Origin of the sequence: Bradyrhizobium sp. WSM1253 (assembly GCF_000244935.1) — a bacterium.
GTDB lineage: Bacteria > Pseudomonadota > Alphaproteobacteria > Rhizobiales > Xanthobacteraceae > Bradyrhizobium > Bradyrhizobium canariense.
Genome location: NZ_JH600073.1, coordinates 2997056 through 3012915, shown reverse-complemented (window position 1 = coordinate 3012915; position 15860 = coordinate 2997056). Strand labels below are relative to the sequence as shown.

Annotated in this window: 18 protein-coding genes; 17 read left to right on the top strand and 1 reads right to left on the bottom strand. The window is 63.7% G+C overall.

The genetic code is table 11. The features are described from left to right. The first annotated feature begins 5 nt into the window (after positions 1-5). The 17 genes from BRA1253DRAFT_RS15710 (at position 6) to BRA1253DRAFT_RS15630 (ending at position 14662) form a co-directional block, all read left to right on the top strand. Entirely contained in the window at positions 6-1355 is a 1350-nt protein-coding gene (locus BRA1253DRAFT_RS15710; RefSeq protein WP_007595871.1) for a MotB family protein, read from the top strand. After that, on the top strand, positions 1352-2554 hold the full coding sequence (locus BRA1253DRAFT_RS15705) for a chemotaxis protein (RefSeq protein ID WP_007595869.1): 1203 nt from the start codon (positions 1352-1354) through the stop codon (positions 2552-2554). Before BRA1253DRAFT_RS15710 ends, BRA1253DRAFT_RS15705 begins: the two co-directional genes overlap by 4 nt. After that, positions 2551-3882 (top strand): flagellar hook-length control protein FliK, encoded by a 1332-nt coding sequence (locus tag BRA1253DRAFT_RS15700; RefSeq protein WP_007595864.1) that lies wholly within the window; start codon positions 2551-2553, stop codon positions 3880-3882. Before BRA1253DRAFT_RS15705 ends, BRA1253DRAFT_RS15700 begins: the two co-directional genes overlap by 4 nt. Beyond that, positions 3833-4414, top strand: coding sequence for a transglycosylase SLT domain-containing protein (locus BRA1253DRAFT_RS15695; RefSeq protein WP_007595862.1), 582 nt, complete (start codon positions 3833-3835; stop codon positions 4412-4414). Before BRA1253DRAFT_RS15700 ends, BRA1253DRAFT_RS15695 begins: the two co-directional genes overlap by 50 nt. Positions 4415-4504: 90 nt before the next feature. Continuing rightward, positions 4505-5740: a flagellar hook protein FlgE gene (locus tag BRA1253DRAFT_RS15690; RefSeq protein ID WP_007595860.1), complete on the top strand. Its 1236-nt coding sequence runs from the start codon at positions 4505-4507 to the stop codon at positions 5738-5740. A 34-nt stretch (positions 5741-5774) separates the two neighbouring features. Beyond that, on the top strand, positions 5775-7253 hold the full coding sequence (gene flgK / locus BRA1253DRAFT_RS15685) for a flagellar hook-associated protein FlgK (protein ID WP_007595858.1): 1479 nt from the start codon (positions 5775-5777) through the stop codon (positions 7251-7253). A 3-nt stretch (positions 7254-7256) separates the two neighbouring features. Beyond that, positions 7257-8303 (top strand): flagellar hook-associated family protein, encoded by a 1047-nt coding sequence (locus BRA1253DRAFT_RS15680; protein WP_007595855.1) that lies wholly within the window; start codon positions 7257-7259, stop codon positions 8301-8303. Positions 8304-8370: 67 nt separating this feature from the next. Then, entirely contained in the window at positions 8371-8715 is a 345-nt protein-coding gene (gene flaF, locus BRA1253DRAFT_RS15675) for a flagellar biosynthesis regulator FlaF (protein WP_007595854.1), read from the top strand. Beyond that, positions 8715-9125: a flagellar biosynthesis repressor FlbT gene (gene flbT, locus BRA1253DRAFT_RS15670; protein WP_007595853.1), complete on the top strand. Its 411-nt coding sequence runs from the start codon at positions 8715-8717 to the stop codon at positions 9123-9125. The genes flaF and flbT overlap by 1 nt, the downstream gene beginning before the upstream one ends. 12 nt (positions 9126-9137) lie before the next feature. Continuing rightward, on the top strand, positions 9138-9560 hold the full coding sequence (flgD, locus tag BRA1253DRAFT_RS15665) for a flagellar hook assembly protein FlgD (RefSeq protein WP_007595852.1): 423 nt from the start codon (positions 9138-9140) through the stop codon (positions 9558-9560). After that, positions 9557-9823, top strand: a complete 267-nt coding sequence (gene fliQ, locus BRA1253DRAFT_RS15660; RefSeq protein ID WP_007595851.1) for a flagellar biosynthesis protein FliQ — start codon at positions 9557-9559, stop codon at positions 9821-9823. Before flgD ends, fliQ begins: the two co-directional genes overlap by 4 nt. 97 nt (positions 9824-9920) lie before the next feature. Further along, on the top strand, positions 9921-12002 hold the full coding sequence (flhA, locus tag BRA1253DRAFT_RS15655) for a flagellar biosynthesis protein FlhA (RefSeq protein ID WP_007595850.1): 2082 nt from the start codon (positions 9921-9923) through the stop codon (positions 12000-12002). After that, the gene (fliR, locus tag BRA1253DRAFT_RS15650) at positions 11999-12751 is read left to right on the top strand and encodes a flagellar biosynthesis protein FliR (protein WP_007595849.1); all 753 of its coding nucleotides are present in this window, start codon (positions 11999-12001) and stop codon (positions 12749-12751) included. Before flhA ends, fliR begins: the two co-directional genes overlap by 4 nt. 5 nt (positions 12752-12756) lie before the next feature. Then, the gene (locus tag BRA1253DRAFT_RS15645; protein ID WP_035995241.1) at positions 12757-13176 is read left to right on the top strand and encodes a hypothetical protein; all 420 of its coding nucleotides are present in this window, start codon (positions 12757-12759) and stop codon (positions 13174-13176) included. Further along, complete coding sequence (locus BRA1253DRAFT_RS15640) at positions 13173-13652, top strand: rod-binding protein (protein ID WP_007595848.1); 480 nt, start codon at positions 13173-13175, stop codon at positions 13650-13652. The genes BRA1253DRAFT_RS15645 and BRA1253DRAFT_RS15640 overlap by 4 nt, the downstream gene beginning before the upstream one ends. A 42-nt stretch (positions 13653-13694) precedes the next feature. Beyond that, positions 13695-14207, top strand: coding sequence for a flagellar biosynthesis protein FlgN (locus tag BRA1253DRAFT_RS15635; RefSeq protein WP_088940978.1), 513 nt, complete (start codon positions 13695-13697; stop codon positions 14205-14207). Beyond that, positions 14204-14662: a hypothetical protein gene (locus tag BRA1253DRAFT_RS15630; RefSeq protein ID WP_007595846.1), complete on the top strand. Its 459-nt coding sequence runs from the start codon at positions 14204-14206 to the stop codon at positions 14660-14662. The genes BRA1253DRAFT_RS15635 and BRA1253DRAFT_RS15630 overlap by 4 nt, the downstream gene beginning before the upstream one ends. A gap of 176 nt (positions 14663-14838) precedes the next feature. Here the strand turns inward: BRA1253DRAFT_RS15630 and BRA1253DRAFT_RS15625 are convergent, their stop codons facing one another. Further along, on the bottom strand, positions 14839-15609 hold the full coding sequence (locus BRA1253DRAFT_RS15625; RefSeq protein WP_007595845.1) for a response regulator transcription factor: 771 nt from the start codon (positions 15607-15609) through the stop codon (positions 14839-14841). Between the last annotated feature and the right edge of the window lie 251 nt (positions 15610-15860).

Sequence of the window (15860 nt, the reverse complement as noted above, 5' to 3'; positions counted from 1 at the left end):
CCGTCATGAATGAGGTCAAGTCAGAACTCGTCATCATCCGCCGGCGGAGCGCCTTCGACGACGAGAAGCCGCACGGCGGCGTCTGGAAGATCGCCTATGCGGACTTCATGACTGCGATGATGGCGTTCTTCCTGGTGATGTGGCTGATCAATGCACTCAACCAGGATCAGAAGCAGGTGGTCGCGAGCTATTTCAATCCGATCAAGCTCGCGGAGAACGCACCTGCCCCGAAGGGGCTCAAGGATCTCTCCAAGAAGGAGCCGTCGTCGTTCGACGGCCAGGACGGCAGGCGCCAGCCGGGAGGACCGAGCGAGGAACGTCGCGGTGACTCTCCGACGGCCGAGAAGCCGCCCTTCTACGAGGAGAAGGTCCTGTTCCGCGATCCCTATACGACGCTCGCCGAGATCGCCAGCAGTGCGAACCAGGCCTCGGGCCAGCGTCGCGCCGGCGCTCTGACGTCCGCCGAAGAGGATGGCCTCAAGGGAGGCGACGCCTACCGAGATCCGTTCGATCCCGGCTATTGGAAGCTTGCGCCGCAGGCGGCCAAGGATGCCGATCGCATCATCGAGGGCGAACCCAAGCGCAAGCCAGAGCCCGAGTCCAAGTCGAATGCGTCCACGCGCGACACGGCGTCCGGGACAGGCCAGGGCGAGCCGCAGGCACGCCGAGCCAGGCAGGACGATGCCGGCGGAAGCGTGGCTCCGAACGGCGACGCGTCGTCCGGAAGCCTGTCGCCTCTGCTGCCGCCGGGGCCCGCGCCGTCGCTGTTCTCACGCGAAGGGAGCGCGCAGCCGGGTGCCCAGACTGGTAATCAAGCCAATGCCGCCGCGCAGCCGCGTCCCAACGATGCGACGAAGGAATCCGAGCCGCGCGACACGGCTCAGGCCCAGCAACTAACGGTCAAACAGCTTCAGTCGGCGATCGCGGATGCGCTGTCGGACGTCAAGGCCGGTGCGGGACCGGTGGCCGAGGTGCGTCAGGTCGAGGAAGGCCTGCTGATCAGCCTAACCGACGATGCGAACTTCGGCATGTTCGCGGTCGGCTCGGCTGAGCCGCGGCCCGAACTCATCCGTGTGATCGACAAAATCGGCCCGCTGCTGACAAAGCGTCCCGGCGTGATCATCGTCCGCGGCCACACCGACAATCGGCCGTACCGTTCGGAGACCTACGACAACTGGCGGCTGTCGACGGCCCGTGCGCAGATGGCCTATTACATGCTGGTCCGCTCCGGCGTCGATGCGCAGCGCATCGAGCATGTCGAGGGTTATGCCGATCGGCGGCCGAAGCTTCAAAACGATCCCGCGGCTGCGCAGAATCGCCGGATCGAGATCATGGTCCGGGAGAAGCGTCCTTGATCTGGCCTCTTCTCCGCGCCGCGCTGCTGATGCTGCTGCCGTTCACGGCGGCAGGCGCGTTCGCCGAGCCGGCACCGACGCCAGCCCCGGCGGCATCGACATCGAGCGAGCCGTATGAGCTCGTTCGGGCGTTGCAGACCGTGCAGGACGGCATCGCCAACGGCGATAGTGCGGCACACGGTAGCCACGGCGCATTGATCCGGCAGATCGGCGAAAAATTTCTCGCCGCCGATCCGGGCGTGTGGAGTAATTCGCAGAACGGCCAGGCCGCCGTCATCTATCTGCTCAGCGGCGGCGCACCGCAAATCATCCGCAAGCTGCCGCGAGACAAGCTGAACGTCGATGGACGGCTGTTCGATGGCGCGCTTGCCTATGTCGAGGGTCGTCAGGACGAAGCGCGCGAACTGCTCAAGGACGTCAAGCCGCGGACGATTCCGTCGGGCCTGGGCGGACAGCTCGCGCTGGTCCAGGGCGCGCTGTTCGCACGCGCCGAGGCATCGCTTGCAATCGAGCGTCTGGATGACGCGCGCCTGCTCTTGCCGGGCACATTGGTGGAGGAGGCAGCCCTGCGGCGAGAGATCTTGCTGGTCGGGCAAGCCGAGGATTTCGACAAGTTCGAGTTCCTGGCGCTGGCTTATATCCGGCACTACCACAACTCGGTCTATGCGGGGGACTTCTGGCAGCGTTTTTCCACGGGTCTGACGCAGTCGAGCCTCGCGCTCGACGAGCGTCGGTTTGCGCGGATCAGCACTTTGCTGGAGCAGATCGACCGCGCGAGCCGCCTCAAGCTCTATCTCGTGATCGCGCGCACCGCGATGGTGCGCGGAGGGCTGGCCGTGACCCGGCTTGCCGGCGAACGCGCGCTGGCACTCAGCGCCGATGCCTCGGCGGAGCGCGAGCGGGCGCATTTGTTTCGCGGCGTGTCGCGGGCGCTCACCGACGAATATGACGGCGGTTTCGCCGAGTTGAAGGCGCTCGACCGGTCGAAGCTGCCGGAGCGCGACATTCCCTTTCTCAATGCAACGGTGCAGCTCGCACTCGACGTTCGCAAGCCGTTCGCTGGCGGATCCGCCGCCGCAGCCGACAAGCCTCCGGTCACGCCGGCGCGTCTCGACCTCGCGTCGTCGACCGCAACGCTTGCTCGCGCGCAGAAGCAGCTCGGCGAGCTCGAACTCCTCACCAGGGATCGCCGTCCATGACGAAGCTCAGTGGAACCTCCGGACAGGTCTTTTCGGGTCTCGCCGAAAGCCTCAACATGCGGGGCACATCGCGCTCCGGCAAGAGCGCCGGGGCGAAAGCGCCGGCGGACTCGTCCTTCAACGATCTGCTGCACACCGTCTCGAATCTCGCGAAGCGGGCGCTCAACGACGGGGGCAGCGATACGGCCGTCAAAGCCGGAACGCTGCGGACGCGCCTGGCGCACCAGAGCGGGAAGGACAACGCGAGCGACGAGGAAGAGCCCGGATCCAGCGAGAATCTCACCGAGAAATCTTCCGACAAAAAGGTCGACAAACCCTCCGGGAAACATGGACTTCTCGATCATACCGAGCACACCGACGTCCAGGGCCGATCGAGCATTGCCGGGATCATCGGGCAGGAGAGCGTCGCCGGGCCGCAGGTCGTGATGCCGCAGATGCAAGCACCGGCCGGCGACAAGAAGGGTGCGTCCGGGCGCGACGAGCGGTCTGCCACGACGAAGTGCGACGTTCAGGCCATGGGCACGTCGAAGGCGACAGCCGAGCTCCCATCTCCGGTGGCTCCAGCCGCCGCGCATTCGCAGGCCGCGACTTCGCACGCCGGAGTTACCGACCAGGCGTCATCGCGGGAAAGCAGTGTGCCGCCGACGGCAACGGCACCCGGCTTCGAGGCCATCGCGGCCAATGTCGAGCGTGCCGCCAAGGCTTCGGCGCGGGATGCATTGCCCGGAACGACCAAGGTCACCGTGGTCCAGCAGGAGACCCATCTGCCGCCGGCGCAGTTCAACGCTCCGCAGCAGGTTGCCAACGCTGTCGTCGCCGAGCTGAAAGAAGCTCCGGCACCGACGGCCTCCGCAGCTCCAGATCTTACCACGTCCCAAGCCAATGCGCCGGATCAGCCGCTCAAGATCCTGACCATCAATCTCGAGCCGGCCGCGCTCGGCAATGTCACCGTGCGCCTTCGTCTCGTCGGCAACGAAGTGTCCGTCCACCTCGCCGCCGAGCGCAAGGACACGAGCCAGATGCTGGACCAGCAGCGCGATTCGATCCGCGACCTGATGCAGTCGGCGGGCTACGTCGCCGATGTTGCACCCGTCCAGCACGGCTCGCTGGATGGTTTCCAGAGCGGCTCCGGCCAGTCGCAGCCGCAGCTTTCGGGCCAGCAACAGCCCTCGTCGCAGTCGCAAGGCACGTTCGACGGTACCAGCAATTCGTCGGGACAAGCGGACGGCGGCGCGAAGCAAGCCCGACAGGAGCGCCAGTCCAACCAGGAGACGCGTCATGACCAAGACGTGGCGCCGCAGACTCGTCGCGGCCCTGTTTATCTGTAACGCCGGCGCTGCGGCTGCAGCAACCGACAATTCGCGCCCGTGCGAGCGCGAGATGGCGCGTGCGTCCCAGCAGCACGGAATCCCGCTCGGCATTCTCTACGCGGTCGGCCTGACCGAGACGGGGCGGCGCGGCGCACTTTATCCTTACGCGCTCGGCGCCGAAGGACAGACCGTATTCGCCAAGGACATGAACGACGCGATCGCCAACTTTGAAGCCATGCGAGCCAAGGGGATCAAGCTGATCGACCTCGGCTGCATGCAGATCAACCATTACTATCACGGCGATAAATTTGCCTCGGTGCGGGCGATGTTCGATCCCGCAGGGAATGTCGACTACGCCGCACGCTTCCTGAAAGAGCTGAAGCAGCGCGAGGGCAGCTGGACCATGGCAGTGGCCCGCTACAATGCAGGCCCCAACAACCAGCCGGCACAGAAGCGCTACGTCTGTCACATCGTCGCGCATCTCGTCTCCAGCGGCTTCGGCGCGTGGACCGACAAGGCGCGCTCGTTCTGTCAGCCCAAGACGGGCTGACGACAGGAAGTTGTGCATGGCTCCTTACCATCAGCCCCGCGCAAGCAAACCCCATCATTGTAATTACAACCTACTTAAGGAGCCCAATCCATGAGCCTCTACGGCATTATGCGTACCGGTGTTTCCGGGATGGCCGCGCAATCCAACAAGCTGTCGACGGTTTCGGACAACATCGCGAACGTCAACACCACCGGCTACAAGCGGGCTTCGACGGAATTCTCCTCGCTGATCCTGAAGAGCGGTTCGGGCAATTACGATTCCGGCGCGGTCGAGACCACCGTCCGCTATGCCATCAGCGATGCCGGACATACGCAATTCACCACATCGAGCACGGACCTTGCCGTTCAAGGCAACGGCTTCTTCGTGGTATCGGACGCCACCAACACGCAGCAATTCCTGACGCGGGCCGGCTCGTTCGTCCCGGACAGCCAGGGCAATCTGGTCAATGCGGCCGGCTACTACCTCCTCGGCCAGCCGGGGAAGGTGACCAATTTCTCGCAGAACAGCCTGTCGGGAATGCAGATCGTGAACATCGCCCAGGTCTCGCAGGTGCCCGTGCCATCGACGGCGGGAACGCTCACCACCGGCAATCTGGATCCGACGGCAGCACCCATTGCCGGTCCGCCCGGCCCGGGCGCGTACTCGTCGAAAAGCTCGATCGTGACCTACGACAATATCGGCCAGGCCGTTAAGGTCGATCTCTATATGTCCCATACCGCGAATGTGCCGGGCGTGTCGGACACGTGGCAAATCCAAGCCTACGACTCGACGACGGGCGCCACGCTCGGCGCGACCGGCGCTTATACCTTCGACACGACGACGGCCGGAAAGGGCGCGCTGGCCGCAGCGAGCGCCACGACGCTTGCATTTCCGGTCACCAACGGCGCGACCGTGACCCTCGACTTGTCGAACATGACGCAGGTCGGCACCAACTTCAGCTTCAAGGCCACTGTCAACGGTAGCGTTCCGTCGGCCATCGACAAGGTCGACGTTGACCAGAACGGGTACGTGACCGCCGTGCTCAAGAACGGTCAGCAGCTGACGCTCTACACGCTAATGCTCGCCGACGTGGCGAGCCCTGATAATCTGACGCCCGAGCCGGGCAACGTCTATTCGACCAACCAGAATTCGGGGAACGCCCAGGCCGCGAATGCCGGCACCGGTGGGCTTGGCACGATCCAGTCTGAAGCGCTGGAAGACTCCAACGTCGATCTCGCGGACGAGCTCACCGGGATGATCGAGGCACAGCGCGGCTTCACCGCGAACTCGAAATCGTTCCAGACCGGCGCTGACCTGCTCGACGTCGTCGTCAACCTGAAGCGCTGAATCCTTCAGCGCTCATCCCGGCCAAGAGTAGACCATGTCCCTTACCGCTGCTCTCGACTCAGCTCGCGCATCGCTCATGGCGTCGGGCATCCAGTCGTCGACGATCTCGCGCAACATCGCCGGTGCCAGTGCCGCCGGCTATTCGCGCAAGATCGCCGTATTGGACACTCTCCCCGGGGCCGGCGTTTACGTGGCGGCGATCCAGCGCGCCGCCAGCTCGGGGCTCTACGACAATGTCTTGACCGCAACCTCGACGTCGGCCAAGCAGAGCGCGATCCTTGACGGTCTCCAGAAGATCGCATCTGCCACGGTGGACGATCCGGAACTCGACCAGTCGCCGACGGCGCAGCTCAATGCGCTGAAGAAGGCGCTGCAGCAATATGCCAACGCCCCGGACAACACCACGCTGGCGCAGGCAGCGGTGACGTCCGCCAAGGACATGGCGACTGCGCTCAATCAGGCGACTCTGACCGTGCAGTCGGCCCGTGAGGGCGCGGATGCCGACATGCAAACGTCGGTTCAAAACATCAATCGGCTGCTCTCCCAGTTCCAGACCGTCAATACCGCGATCGTGAAGGGGACGATCTCCGGCGACGACATCACGGACTACCTCGACCAGCGCGACAGCATCGTCTCGCAGATGTCGCAGGAGGTCGGGGTCTCGATGTCGATCCGTCCCAACGGCGACGCGGCGCTCTATACCGACAGCGGCGTCGTGCTGTTCGACAAGATAGCGCGGACGGTGAGCTTTGCGCCGACGAACGCCTATACGGCCGGCACCACCGGCAATGCCGTCTATATCGACGGTGTTCCGGTGACCGGCGCCAATTCCGTGATGCCGCTCAAGTCCGGCAAGCTAGCTGGCCTGGCCCAGCTGCGCGACAACGATACGGTTACGTACCAGAGCCAGCTCGACGAAATAGCGCGTGGCCTCGTCGACGCCTTCAAGGAAAGTGACCAGTCGCCTGTTCCGACGCTGCTCAACGTTCCCGGTCTCTTCACCTATCCCGGCGCGCCGGCGATTCCGGCGAGCGCCACCGTCTTGGTGGGCCTCGCTGGTACCATTTCGGTTGCTGCATCGGTCGATCCGGCCCAGGGCGGCAATCCTAATCTGCTGCGCGACGGCGCGATCAGCGGCAACGTCGCATACCAATACAATACCGCCGGCAATGGCGGTTACTCGGCCCGGCTGCAGCAGCTCATCGGCGCCATGGATGCGTCGCAGCCGTTCGATGCGACCACGCAAGGCAAGCCGAACGGCAGCTTGATCGATTTCGCGTCGTCGTCGGCGAGCTGGATCGAAAATCAGCGCAAGACCGCGGACTCCAACGTCACCTACCAGAAAACGCTGCTCGACCGCAGCACCGCGGCGCTGTCGAACGTCAGCGGCGTCAACATGGATGACGAGATGTCGTTGATGCTTCAGGTCGAGCGCACCTATTCGGCCTCGTCGAAGATCATCTCGACCGTCGACGAAATGTTGCAGAGCCTGCTGGCTGCCGTGGGAAATTAAGCCATGATGAGCGCGAATTACATCTCGACTTTGATGCTGTCTTCGTCGTTGAGGTCCTCGATCACCAACAATCAGGCCGCGCTGGCCAAGGCTTCGAAGGAAGCCACCACCGGCCGCTTCGCCGATGTCGGCCTCGAGCTTGGTGCCACGACGGGAGGCGACGTCACCCTGCGGGCGGATTTGAGCTTCGCCGATCAGCTCGTCGATACCAATGGGCTCGTCGCGGGGCGACTGGACATCACGCAGAGCCGGATCACCCAGCTTGGATCGACCGCGACGGACTTCCTCAAGGACCTGATCGCGGCGCGCAGTACCGACGGCGGCGGGCGCATCATCCTGCCACCTGCGTCCTCCAACCTCCAGGATCTGATTGGCGCGCTGAACGTCTCCTATAACGGCTCGTCACTCTTTGCGGGCATCAACACGCAGAACACGCCGATCACGGCCTACACCGCGGGCTCGGCCAGCAAGAACCAGGTCGACGCCGACTTCCTTGCGACCTTCGGCTTCTCGCAATCATCGCCCAGCGTGAACACCATCACTCCTGGCCAGATGCAGACCTTCCTCGACACCACCTTCGATGCCGAGTTCGCGAGCCCGGCCTGGAACACCAATTGGTCATCGGCGACCGACCAGGTCATGCAAAGCCGCATCTCCACGACCGAGATCGCCGATACCTCCGTCAGCGCCAATCAGACAGGCTTCCGCAAGCTCGCCGAGGCCTACACCATGATGGCGGATCTCGGGAACGCGAACCTGGACCAAGCGACGTTCCAGGTCGTCGTGGATAAAGCCATCGGCCTTGTCGGAAACGCCATCACGGACCTTGCGACCCTCGGCGGCGACATCGGCACGGTCCAGCAGCGGATCACCTCCGCAACCGACAAGCTCAAGACGCAGCAGGATATTCTGAACAATCAGATCGTCGGTATAGAGAAGGTCGATCCGACGGAAGCCTCCGTGAGGGTCAACACCTTGCAGACGCAGATCCAGACGGCGCTTGCGCTCACCTCGCAGCTCCAGAAGATCAGCCTCATCAACTATCTCTGAGTCCAGCTCCTTCGTAAGGCGCGTAACCCTTGTCTTGTTGTTCGGTCTCCTGCGCAGAGTTGTCCTGATGACGTTTGAAGCCTATGAATCGGTCGTCGACGAGAGCGGCTATGAGGCGCGGGGCCGCGAGCGGCAGGCGCTCAGCCTCGGCATCGACCGGCTCGAGCGGATCCAGTCGGACCGCTTCAGCCTCGAGGATCTGGTCGAGAGCCTGCTCTATGTGCGGCGGCTGTGGACGATCTTCATCGAGGATCTCGCGCATCCGGAAAACGGACTTCCGGAAAAGCTGCGCGCCGACATCATCTCGATCGGCCTGTGGGTGGTCAAGGAAGCCGACCGCCTTCGCGAAGAAAAGTCGAACGACGTTATCCAGCTCATCGAAATCAACCGCCTGATCCGAGACGCACTTTGATGAAGATATCCTTGCGTGCGGGCGAACGGGTCTACATCAACGGCGCGGTGCTGCGCGTGGACCGCAAGGTCTCCGTCGAGCTCGTCAACGACGTGATGTTCCTGCTCGAAGGGCAGATCATGCAGGCCTCCGACGCCACCACGGCGCTGCGGCAGCTCTATTTCATCGTCCAGCTCATGCTGATGAATCCGACCGACGTCCGCGATGCTTCGGCTCTCTACGCGCAGCATCACGCCGCCCTGCTCGCGGTGTGCGAGAGCCAGGAGATGCTGGTCGGGCTTGGCACGGTCGACGACCTGGTCGGAGCGACCCGTTACTTCGAGGCGCTCAAGCGGATCCGGGCACTGTTTCCAGTGGAGCAGGCCATCCTGGCCGGCGCCACGATCGATTCCCCATTCGAGGCTGCCTGACAGGAGAACTACATGAACGTCACCAGCGCGACCGATAGCACCAGCAAGTCGTCCAGTTCGACCAGCTCGACGACGCCGAAGTCGAGCACCGGCGTCGACTACAACACGTTTCTTCAGCTCCTCATCGCGGAGATGAAAAACCAGGATCCGACCAATCCGATGGATACCTCGCAATATATGAGCCAGTTTGCGCAGCTCTCGTCGGTCGAGCAGGCGATGCAGACCAATACCAAGCTCGACGCTCTGCTGTCTTCGCAGTCGCTGTCGCAGGCCGACGGGCTGATCGGAAAGACCGTCAGCTTCACGGACGCGACCGGAGCGAGCTTCAGCGGCAAGGTCGCTTCGATCTCCATCAACAGCGACGGCTCGGTCGCGACGCTCGAGAACGGCACGAAAGTCGCGATCGGCCCCGGTCTCACGATCAGCCAGTCATGAACGAACGGGATGCTCTCGACATCGTCCAGGCGGCGATCTGGACCATCATCGTCGCCTCCGGGCCTGCCGTCGGTGCCGCGATGCTGGTCGGCACCATCATCGCGCTGATCCAGGCGCTGACCCAGATCCAGGAGGTGACGCTGACCTTCGTTCCGAAGATCATCGTCATTCTCGTGGTCGTTGCCGTCTCCGGCTCCTTCATCGGAGCCCATCTCTCCACCTTCACCGAGATGGTCTATTCGCACATCGAGCACGGCTTCTGATCCGGACGGTCCCGGCCACCTCTGCCGCCCCTGCCACCACCACCCCCGCGTAAGCTTTGCACGGCAGATTACGGGCCGGATCCTCTGCCGGTGACCCATGTCCGATACGTTAGCCGCTAGCCTGCCGACCCCGCGACGATTGGGCGCCGATGCCTTTTTCGCAGGCGGCATCGTGGCCATGCTCACGATCCTGTTCCTGCCCATACCGCCGATCCTGATCGATCTCGGCCTCGCGTTCTCGATCGCGCTCTCGGCACTGATCCTGATGGTCGCACTGTGGATCCAGCGGCCGCTTGATTTTTCTGCCTTCCCGACCGTGCTCCTGATCGCGACGATCCTGCGGCTTGCGCTCAACGTCGCAACGACCCGTCTCATCCTGTCGCGCGGCGGGGAGGGGGAAAACGCCGCGGGCCATGTCGTTGCCGGTTTCTCGAAGTTCGTCATGGGCGGCGACTTCGTCATCGGCCTGATCATTTTCGCGATTCTGGTCACGGTGAACTTCGTCGTGATCACCAAGGGCGCGACGCGTATCGCCGAAGTCGGCGCCCGTTTCACTCTGGATGCCATCCCCGGCAAGCAGATGGCGATCGACGCGGATCTGTCCGCGGGCCTGATCGACGACAAGGAAGCCCAGCGCCGGCGCCGCGAGCTGGAAGAGGAGAGCGCGTTCTTCGGCGCCATGGACGGTGCCTCGAAATTCGTTCGCGGCGACGCCGTCGCCGGTTTGATCATCACCGCGATCAACATTTTCGGCGGTATCATCATCGGCGTGACGCATCACGGGTTGACGCTGGCACGCGCCGCCGACGTCTACACCAAGCTGTCCGTGGGCGACGGTCTGGTAACGCAGATGCCGGCGCTGATCGTGTCGCTGTCGGCGGGCCTGCTCGTCTCGAAGGGCGGCACCCGGGGTTCGGCCGAGCAGGCCGTGTTGCGGCAGCTCGGCGGCTATCCGCGCGCGGTGTCGGCCGCCGCGTTGATGATGTTCGTGCTCGCCTTGATGCCGGGGCTGCCGACGGCGCCCTTCCTGCTGCTCGGCGGCGTCATGGCCTTCGTCGGGTATTCGCTGCCGAGGCGGCAGGCAGCCCTGAAGCAGAAGGAAGATGCGCGCAAGGCCGACGAACGCGCCCAGGTCGATGCCAAGGAATCCGTCAAGGAATCGCTCAAGACCGCGGAGATCGAGCTGGCGCTCGGCGGTCACCTCTCGGTGCATCTGCTGGGCTCGCGCAACGAACTGGCGCATCGCGTGGCCAAGATCCGCAAGAAGTTCGCCAAGCAGTACGGCTTCGTGGTTCCCGAGATCAAGCTCACCGACAATCTGTCGATCGATCCCAAGGGATACCAGATCCGGATCCACGACACCCGCGTCGCCCAGGGCGAGCTCCGGCTCGGAGAAGTGCTGGTCCTCGTCGACAAGGACGGCAAGCCCGACGTTCCCGGCGAAGAGGTGATCGAGCCGGCCTTCGGCATGAAGGCGCTGTGGGTGACGGACGCGTTCACCGACGAGGTCAAGCGTCAGGGCTGCAAGCCGGTCGACAATCTGTCGGTGCTGCTCACGCATCTGAGCGAAGTGATCAGGGCCAACCTCGCCCAGCTGCTGTCCTACAAGGACATGCGCGGCCTGCTCGACCGGCTCGATCCCGAATACAAGCGCCTGGTCGAGGATCTCTGCCCGTCGCAGATATCGTATTCGGGGCTGCTGGCGATTCTGAAGATCCTGCTGGCCGAGCGCGTGTCGATCCGCAACCTGCATCTGATCCTCGAAGCCATCGCCGAGATCGCGCCTCATGTGCGGCGCTCCGAGCAGGTGGCAGAGCATGTGCGTACGCGTCTTGCCCAGCAGATTTGCGGCGATCTCTCCGACAACGGCGTGCTCAACGTCGTCCGTCTCGGCAACCGCTGGGATCTCGCGTTCCACCAGAGCTTGAAGCGCGACGCCAAGGGCGACGTCGTCGAATTCGACGCCGATCCGCGCCTGATCGAGCAGTTCGCGACCGAAGCCAGCGCCGCGATCCGCAAGTTCACCGAGAACGGCACCAGCGTGGTGCTGGCCGTGACCCCGGAAGCGCGTCCCTACGTCCGGATGATCCTGGAGCGGGTCTTTCCGACACTGCCGATCCTGTCGCATGTCGAAGTCGCGCGCAGCACCGAAATCAGGGCCCTCGGAGCCATATCGTGATCAGCGGCCTCACCGACAGCGTGCTGGTGACGTTCATCGTGTTCTGCCGCATCGGTGCTTGCCTGATGCTGGTCCCCGGCTATTCCAGCGTCAATGTTCCGGCCCAGGTCCGCTTGTTCGTCGCGCTCGTCACGACGTTTGCGCTAACGCCGATCCTGGCCGCCGTCCTGAAACCGCTCACGGACAACGTGGCGCCGCTGTCGCTCGCGCTCCTGATCTGCTCCGAACTCGTGGTCGGAGCCGTCATCGGGCTCGGCGGTCGCGTGTTCTTTCTCGCACTCCAGACCATGGCCACCGTGATGGCCAGCGCGATCGGGCTGAGCAACATCCCGGGGACGCCGGTCGGCGACACCGATCCGGCGCCGGCCCTGGTGCCGCTGATCATGACGTCGGTCACGACGCTGTTCTTCATGACCGACCAGCACTGGCAGGTCCTGCGCGGGCTGATGAACTCCTACGACGTCTGGCATCCCGGCGACCGGCTCGGCGGCAGCATGCCGCTCGACCAGCTCGTCGGCCGGCTATCGGAGGCATTCGTGCTGACGCTGCGGATCGCCAGCCCTTTCATCGTCTATTCGGTCGTTGTCAACCTGGCGGTCGGCCTGATCAACAAGCTGACGCCGGCGATTCCGGTCTATTTCATCTCGGTGCCCTTCGTGCTGTTCGGCGGCTTCCTGCTGCTCTACCTCACCAGCGACGAGATCCTGAGGCAATTCATGCTCGGCGTCTCATCGTGGCTGGCGGAGTGATCGCCATGACGTCGCGCGCGGACAAGCTCGGCCGGATGGTCTCGCTCGTGAAGCTCCAGCTCCGGTTGTCAGAGTGGCAGCTCGCGCAGCTGCGGCAGCAGGAGCGCAGCTTGCAGGACGAACAGGAATGGCTGGTCGGAACTCTCAACGAGGGGAAGCCGCCGGCGGGATCATCGAGCGAATCGATCGCGCGGCGCCTGACCAGAACCAGCGTCGGCGCGCGCGCGATTCAGGCCCAGGCCTCGCAGCAGCTCGACCAGGTTCGCGCGGAGAGCCGCCGTGTGAAGCAGTTCGAGCAGGTCGCGAAGGCGGCGCTCGCGGACAAGCTTCGCGACGTCGAGAAGCGATCGCTCGAGGAGATGACGGGAACAAGCCTCACCGTGCGCGAGTGGACGCCACGGCCAGCCAATCGGACCAAGACATGATCGTGACCGCGACACCCGACCTCGTTCTCGACGTCCTCGACGCCGCCGATCCCGTGACGCAGCGCGCGGCCACAGCGAAGCTCGACGCGCTCAAATCATCGGACACGGATTTCGCCGCCACGATGGATGCGGAGGTCGGCAAGGCCAAGGCGGTGGCTGCCGATCAATCCGCGACGAAGCTTTCGGAACCGCAGTCGGGTGCGGTGAACGGAGCGCCGGTGCAGGTGATCAAGGCGCCGGCATCCGGCGAGGTGTACCGCAAGTTCGAGGCCTTCATCCTCCAGACCTTCGTCGAGACGATGTTGCCGAAGGAGTCGGAGGAGGTCTTTGGAAAAGGCACGGCCGGCGGCGTCTGGAAGTCGATGCTGGCGGAGCAACTTGGTGCTCAGCTGGCAAAGGGCAAGGGCATTGGCATTGCCAAGCAGCTCGCCGCCGCGCATCCGGCGGGGCCGGATGCTACGGGCAAGGCCGGATGACGATCCGGGAATGGATGACAGAAGTTGAAGGGTGACTTTCCTATGCAGGCACAAGAAGGCGCGGCGGCCATGGTGATGGAACAGCCGGCCGTGGACACCGAGGCGACGACGATGGCAGCCGTGTCGGGCGATGGGCTGTTGCCCGTCCTGCTGCCGAATGTCGGTGGTGAGGTGGCGAACGACGGTGCGGACCCGGCGAGATCGGACGAGGTACGCGGCCTGTTAGCCGCGATCCGCCGGCTCGAAGCCATCGTCGAAGAGGAGACGGCAGCGCTCGCGACGGGCAAGAAAATCGACTTCGACGAGTTCAGCGCCCGGAAGAGCCGGAGCATGCTGGAATTCGTCCGCCTGATGCGGGCACGAATGCACCTCGGCGGCGAGGTCGAGATCACTGAGGAGATCCAGCGGCTGCGCGAGAAGCTCGAGCGAAACCGTTCCATCCTCGAAATGCATTACGATGCGGTGCGCGAGGTCGCGACCATCATAGTCAAGGCCATCAAGGACGCCGAGTCGGACGGCACCTATACCGGTCGCGCAGCACAGGACGGAAAATGATCAGACTCGTGCTAGCCGGGCTCTGGGTATGCATCCTCACCGCGGGAACGAGCTACGCCGTGGCCTATTGGAAGGAAAATGGCAGCCTGCTGCCGGCAAAGGACGAATACCTTGACGGGCTGCAGTACCAGAAGACGCGGGCGCTGAGCGTGCCCATGGTCGAGGGTGGCAACGTTCAGGGCTACATCGTCGCGCGCTTTGTCTACACCGTTGAGGCGCGAACCATGCACCAGCTCAACGTGCCGCCCGAGCCGTTCGTCGTCGATGAAGCCTTCCGCAGGATCTATGCCGACGACCGCCTCGATTTCAGAAAACTCGCTCGTTACGACCTCTCCATCCTCACGACGGCCATCAAGCAGCGTGTCAACGAGCGAATGCAGGCCGAAGTCGTCCAGGACGTCCTTGTCGAGGACTTCAATTACGTGTCGAAGGAAGAATTCCAGCAGAAGCCCTAGGGCATTATCGGTTCTGATTGAATCGGAAGCGAGCCTCTAGAATTATACTTAGACGCGAGCCGCAGCGCCGGTACTGCCGCGGCTCTGTTCGCCGTTGACGTCGCCGAAACTATAACGGCCATCTGCGAAGATGGTTCGCAGAGGCCGTTATCGGTTGCGTGGCAGCGCCCTGCCGATCAGTTTCCGGCTGGATACGCCACTGGGGCGGTATGCGCCCTGTTCAGCAGGATGCCGACCTCGTCGAGCTCCTGCATCGGCACGTCGATGGTTTCGCCGGCCGGGATGTCGAGGCGGTACCCGACGTAACGGCGGGCCACGATCGCATCGAAGCCGAGGCGGTCGCGGAGTTTCTTGCGCAGCTTGCTGACGTGGCTCTCGATCACGCTCTCGTCGAACGTCGCTTCGAAGATGCCGTAGACCGCGTTGAAGATCTGCGTCTTGGTGACCCACTTGCCGTGGTTGCTGACCATATATTCGAGAATGCGCAGTTCGCGGCGGGGCAGGGTGAGAGCGTGGCCAGCGATCTCGGGGTCACGTCCGTTGAAGAAGACCTGGATCCTGGTCTCGCAGGGCCGCGGCAGTTCCCCGACCCGGCGGCGCGCAATCGCGGCCGTTCGGGCGAGGATCTCGCGGAGGTGAATCGGCACGTGGACGACGTCGTCGACGCCCGATTCGAAGAGCTCCAGCGTGTTCTTGAGCATCTTCTGGCCGCTCATGGCGATGATGGGAGCCGAGGAGCGCTTGCGCATCGCCCGCGGCAGGCTTCCGCGGGTGTCGCAATCCCCGAGGAGGAAGGCGTCCACCGCGGCCAGATCCGATTCACTCGCAGATTGCAGCCAGTCCCAGAATTCTCCGGAGGAGAAGCCGATCGACGATACACCTTCGCGAACGAGCCCTCCGACATAGCTGTTCGTGACGCTCTCGCGATCATCAACGATAATATACATCAGTTTTTCGCCCCTGTTTCGCACTTGTTACGGCCGGTTGGTTGTTGTGATGCCCGGCTCGGCAACTGTGCTGTTTGACGATATTCCTTCCCGCGAACCGTTATTATGGTTTCGATATTCGCGGGCAGCCCTACGCATTCAGTGCCTGCGTCTCGCAGGCCTGCTACTTCGACTCGATACTGAACGCTTACTGCGTGAGGCTCGGCGGGTGTCTTGCGGATCACCTCGCGGAGCGGATTGAGAAAGCGACC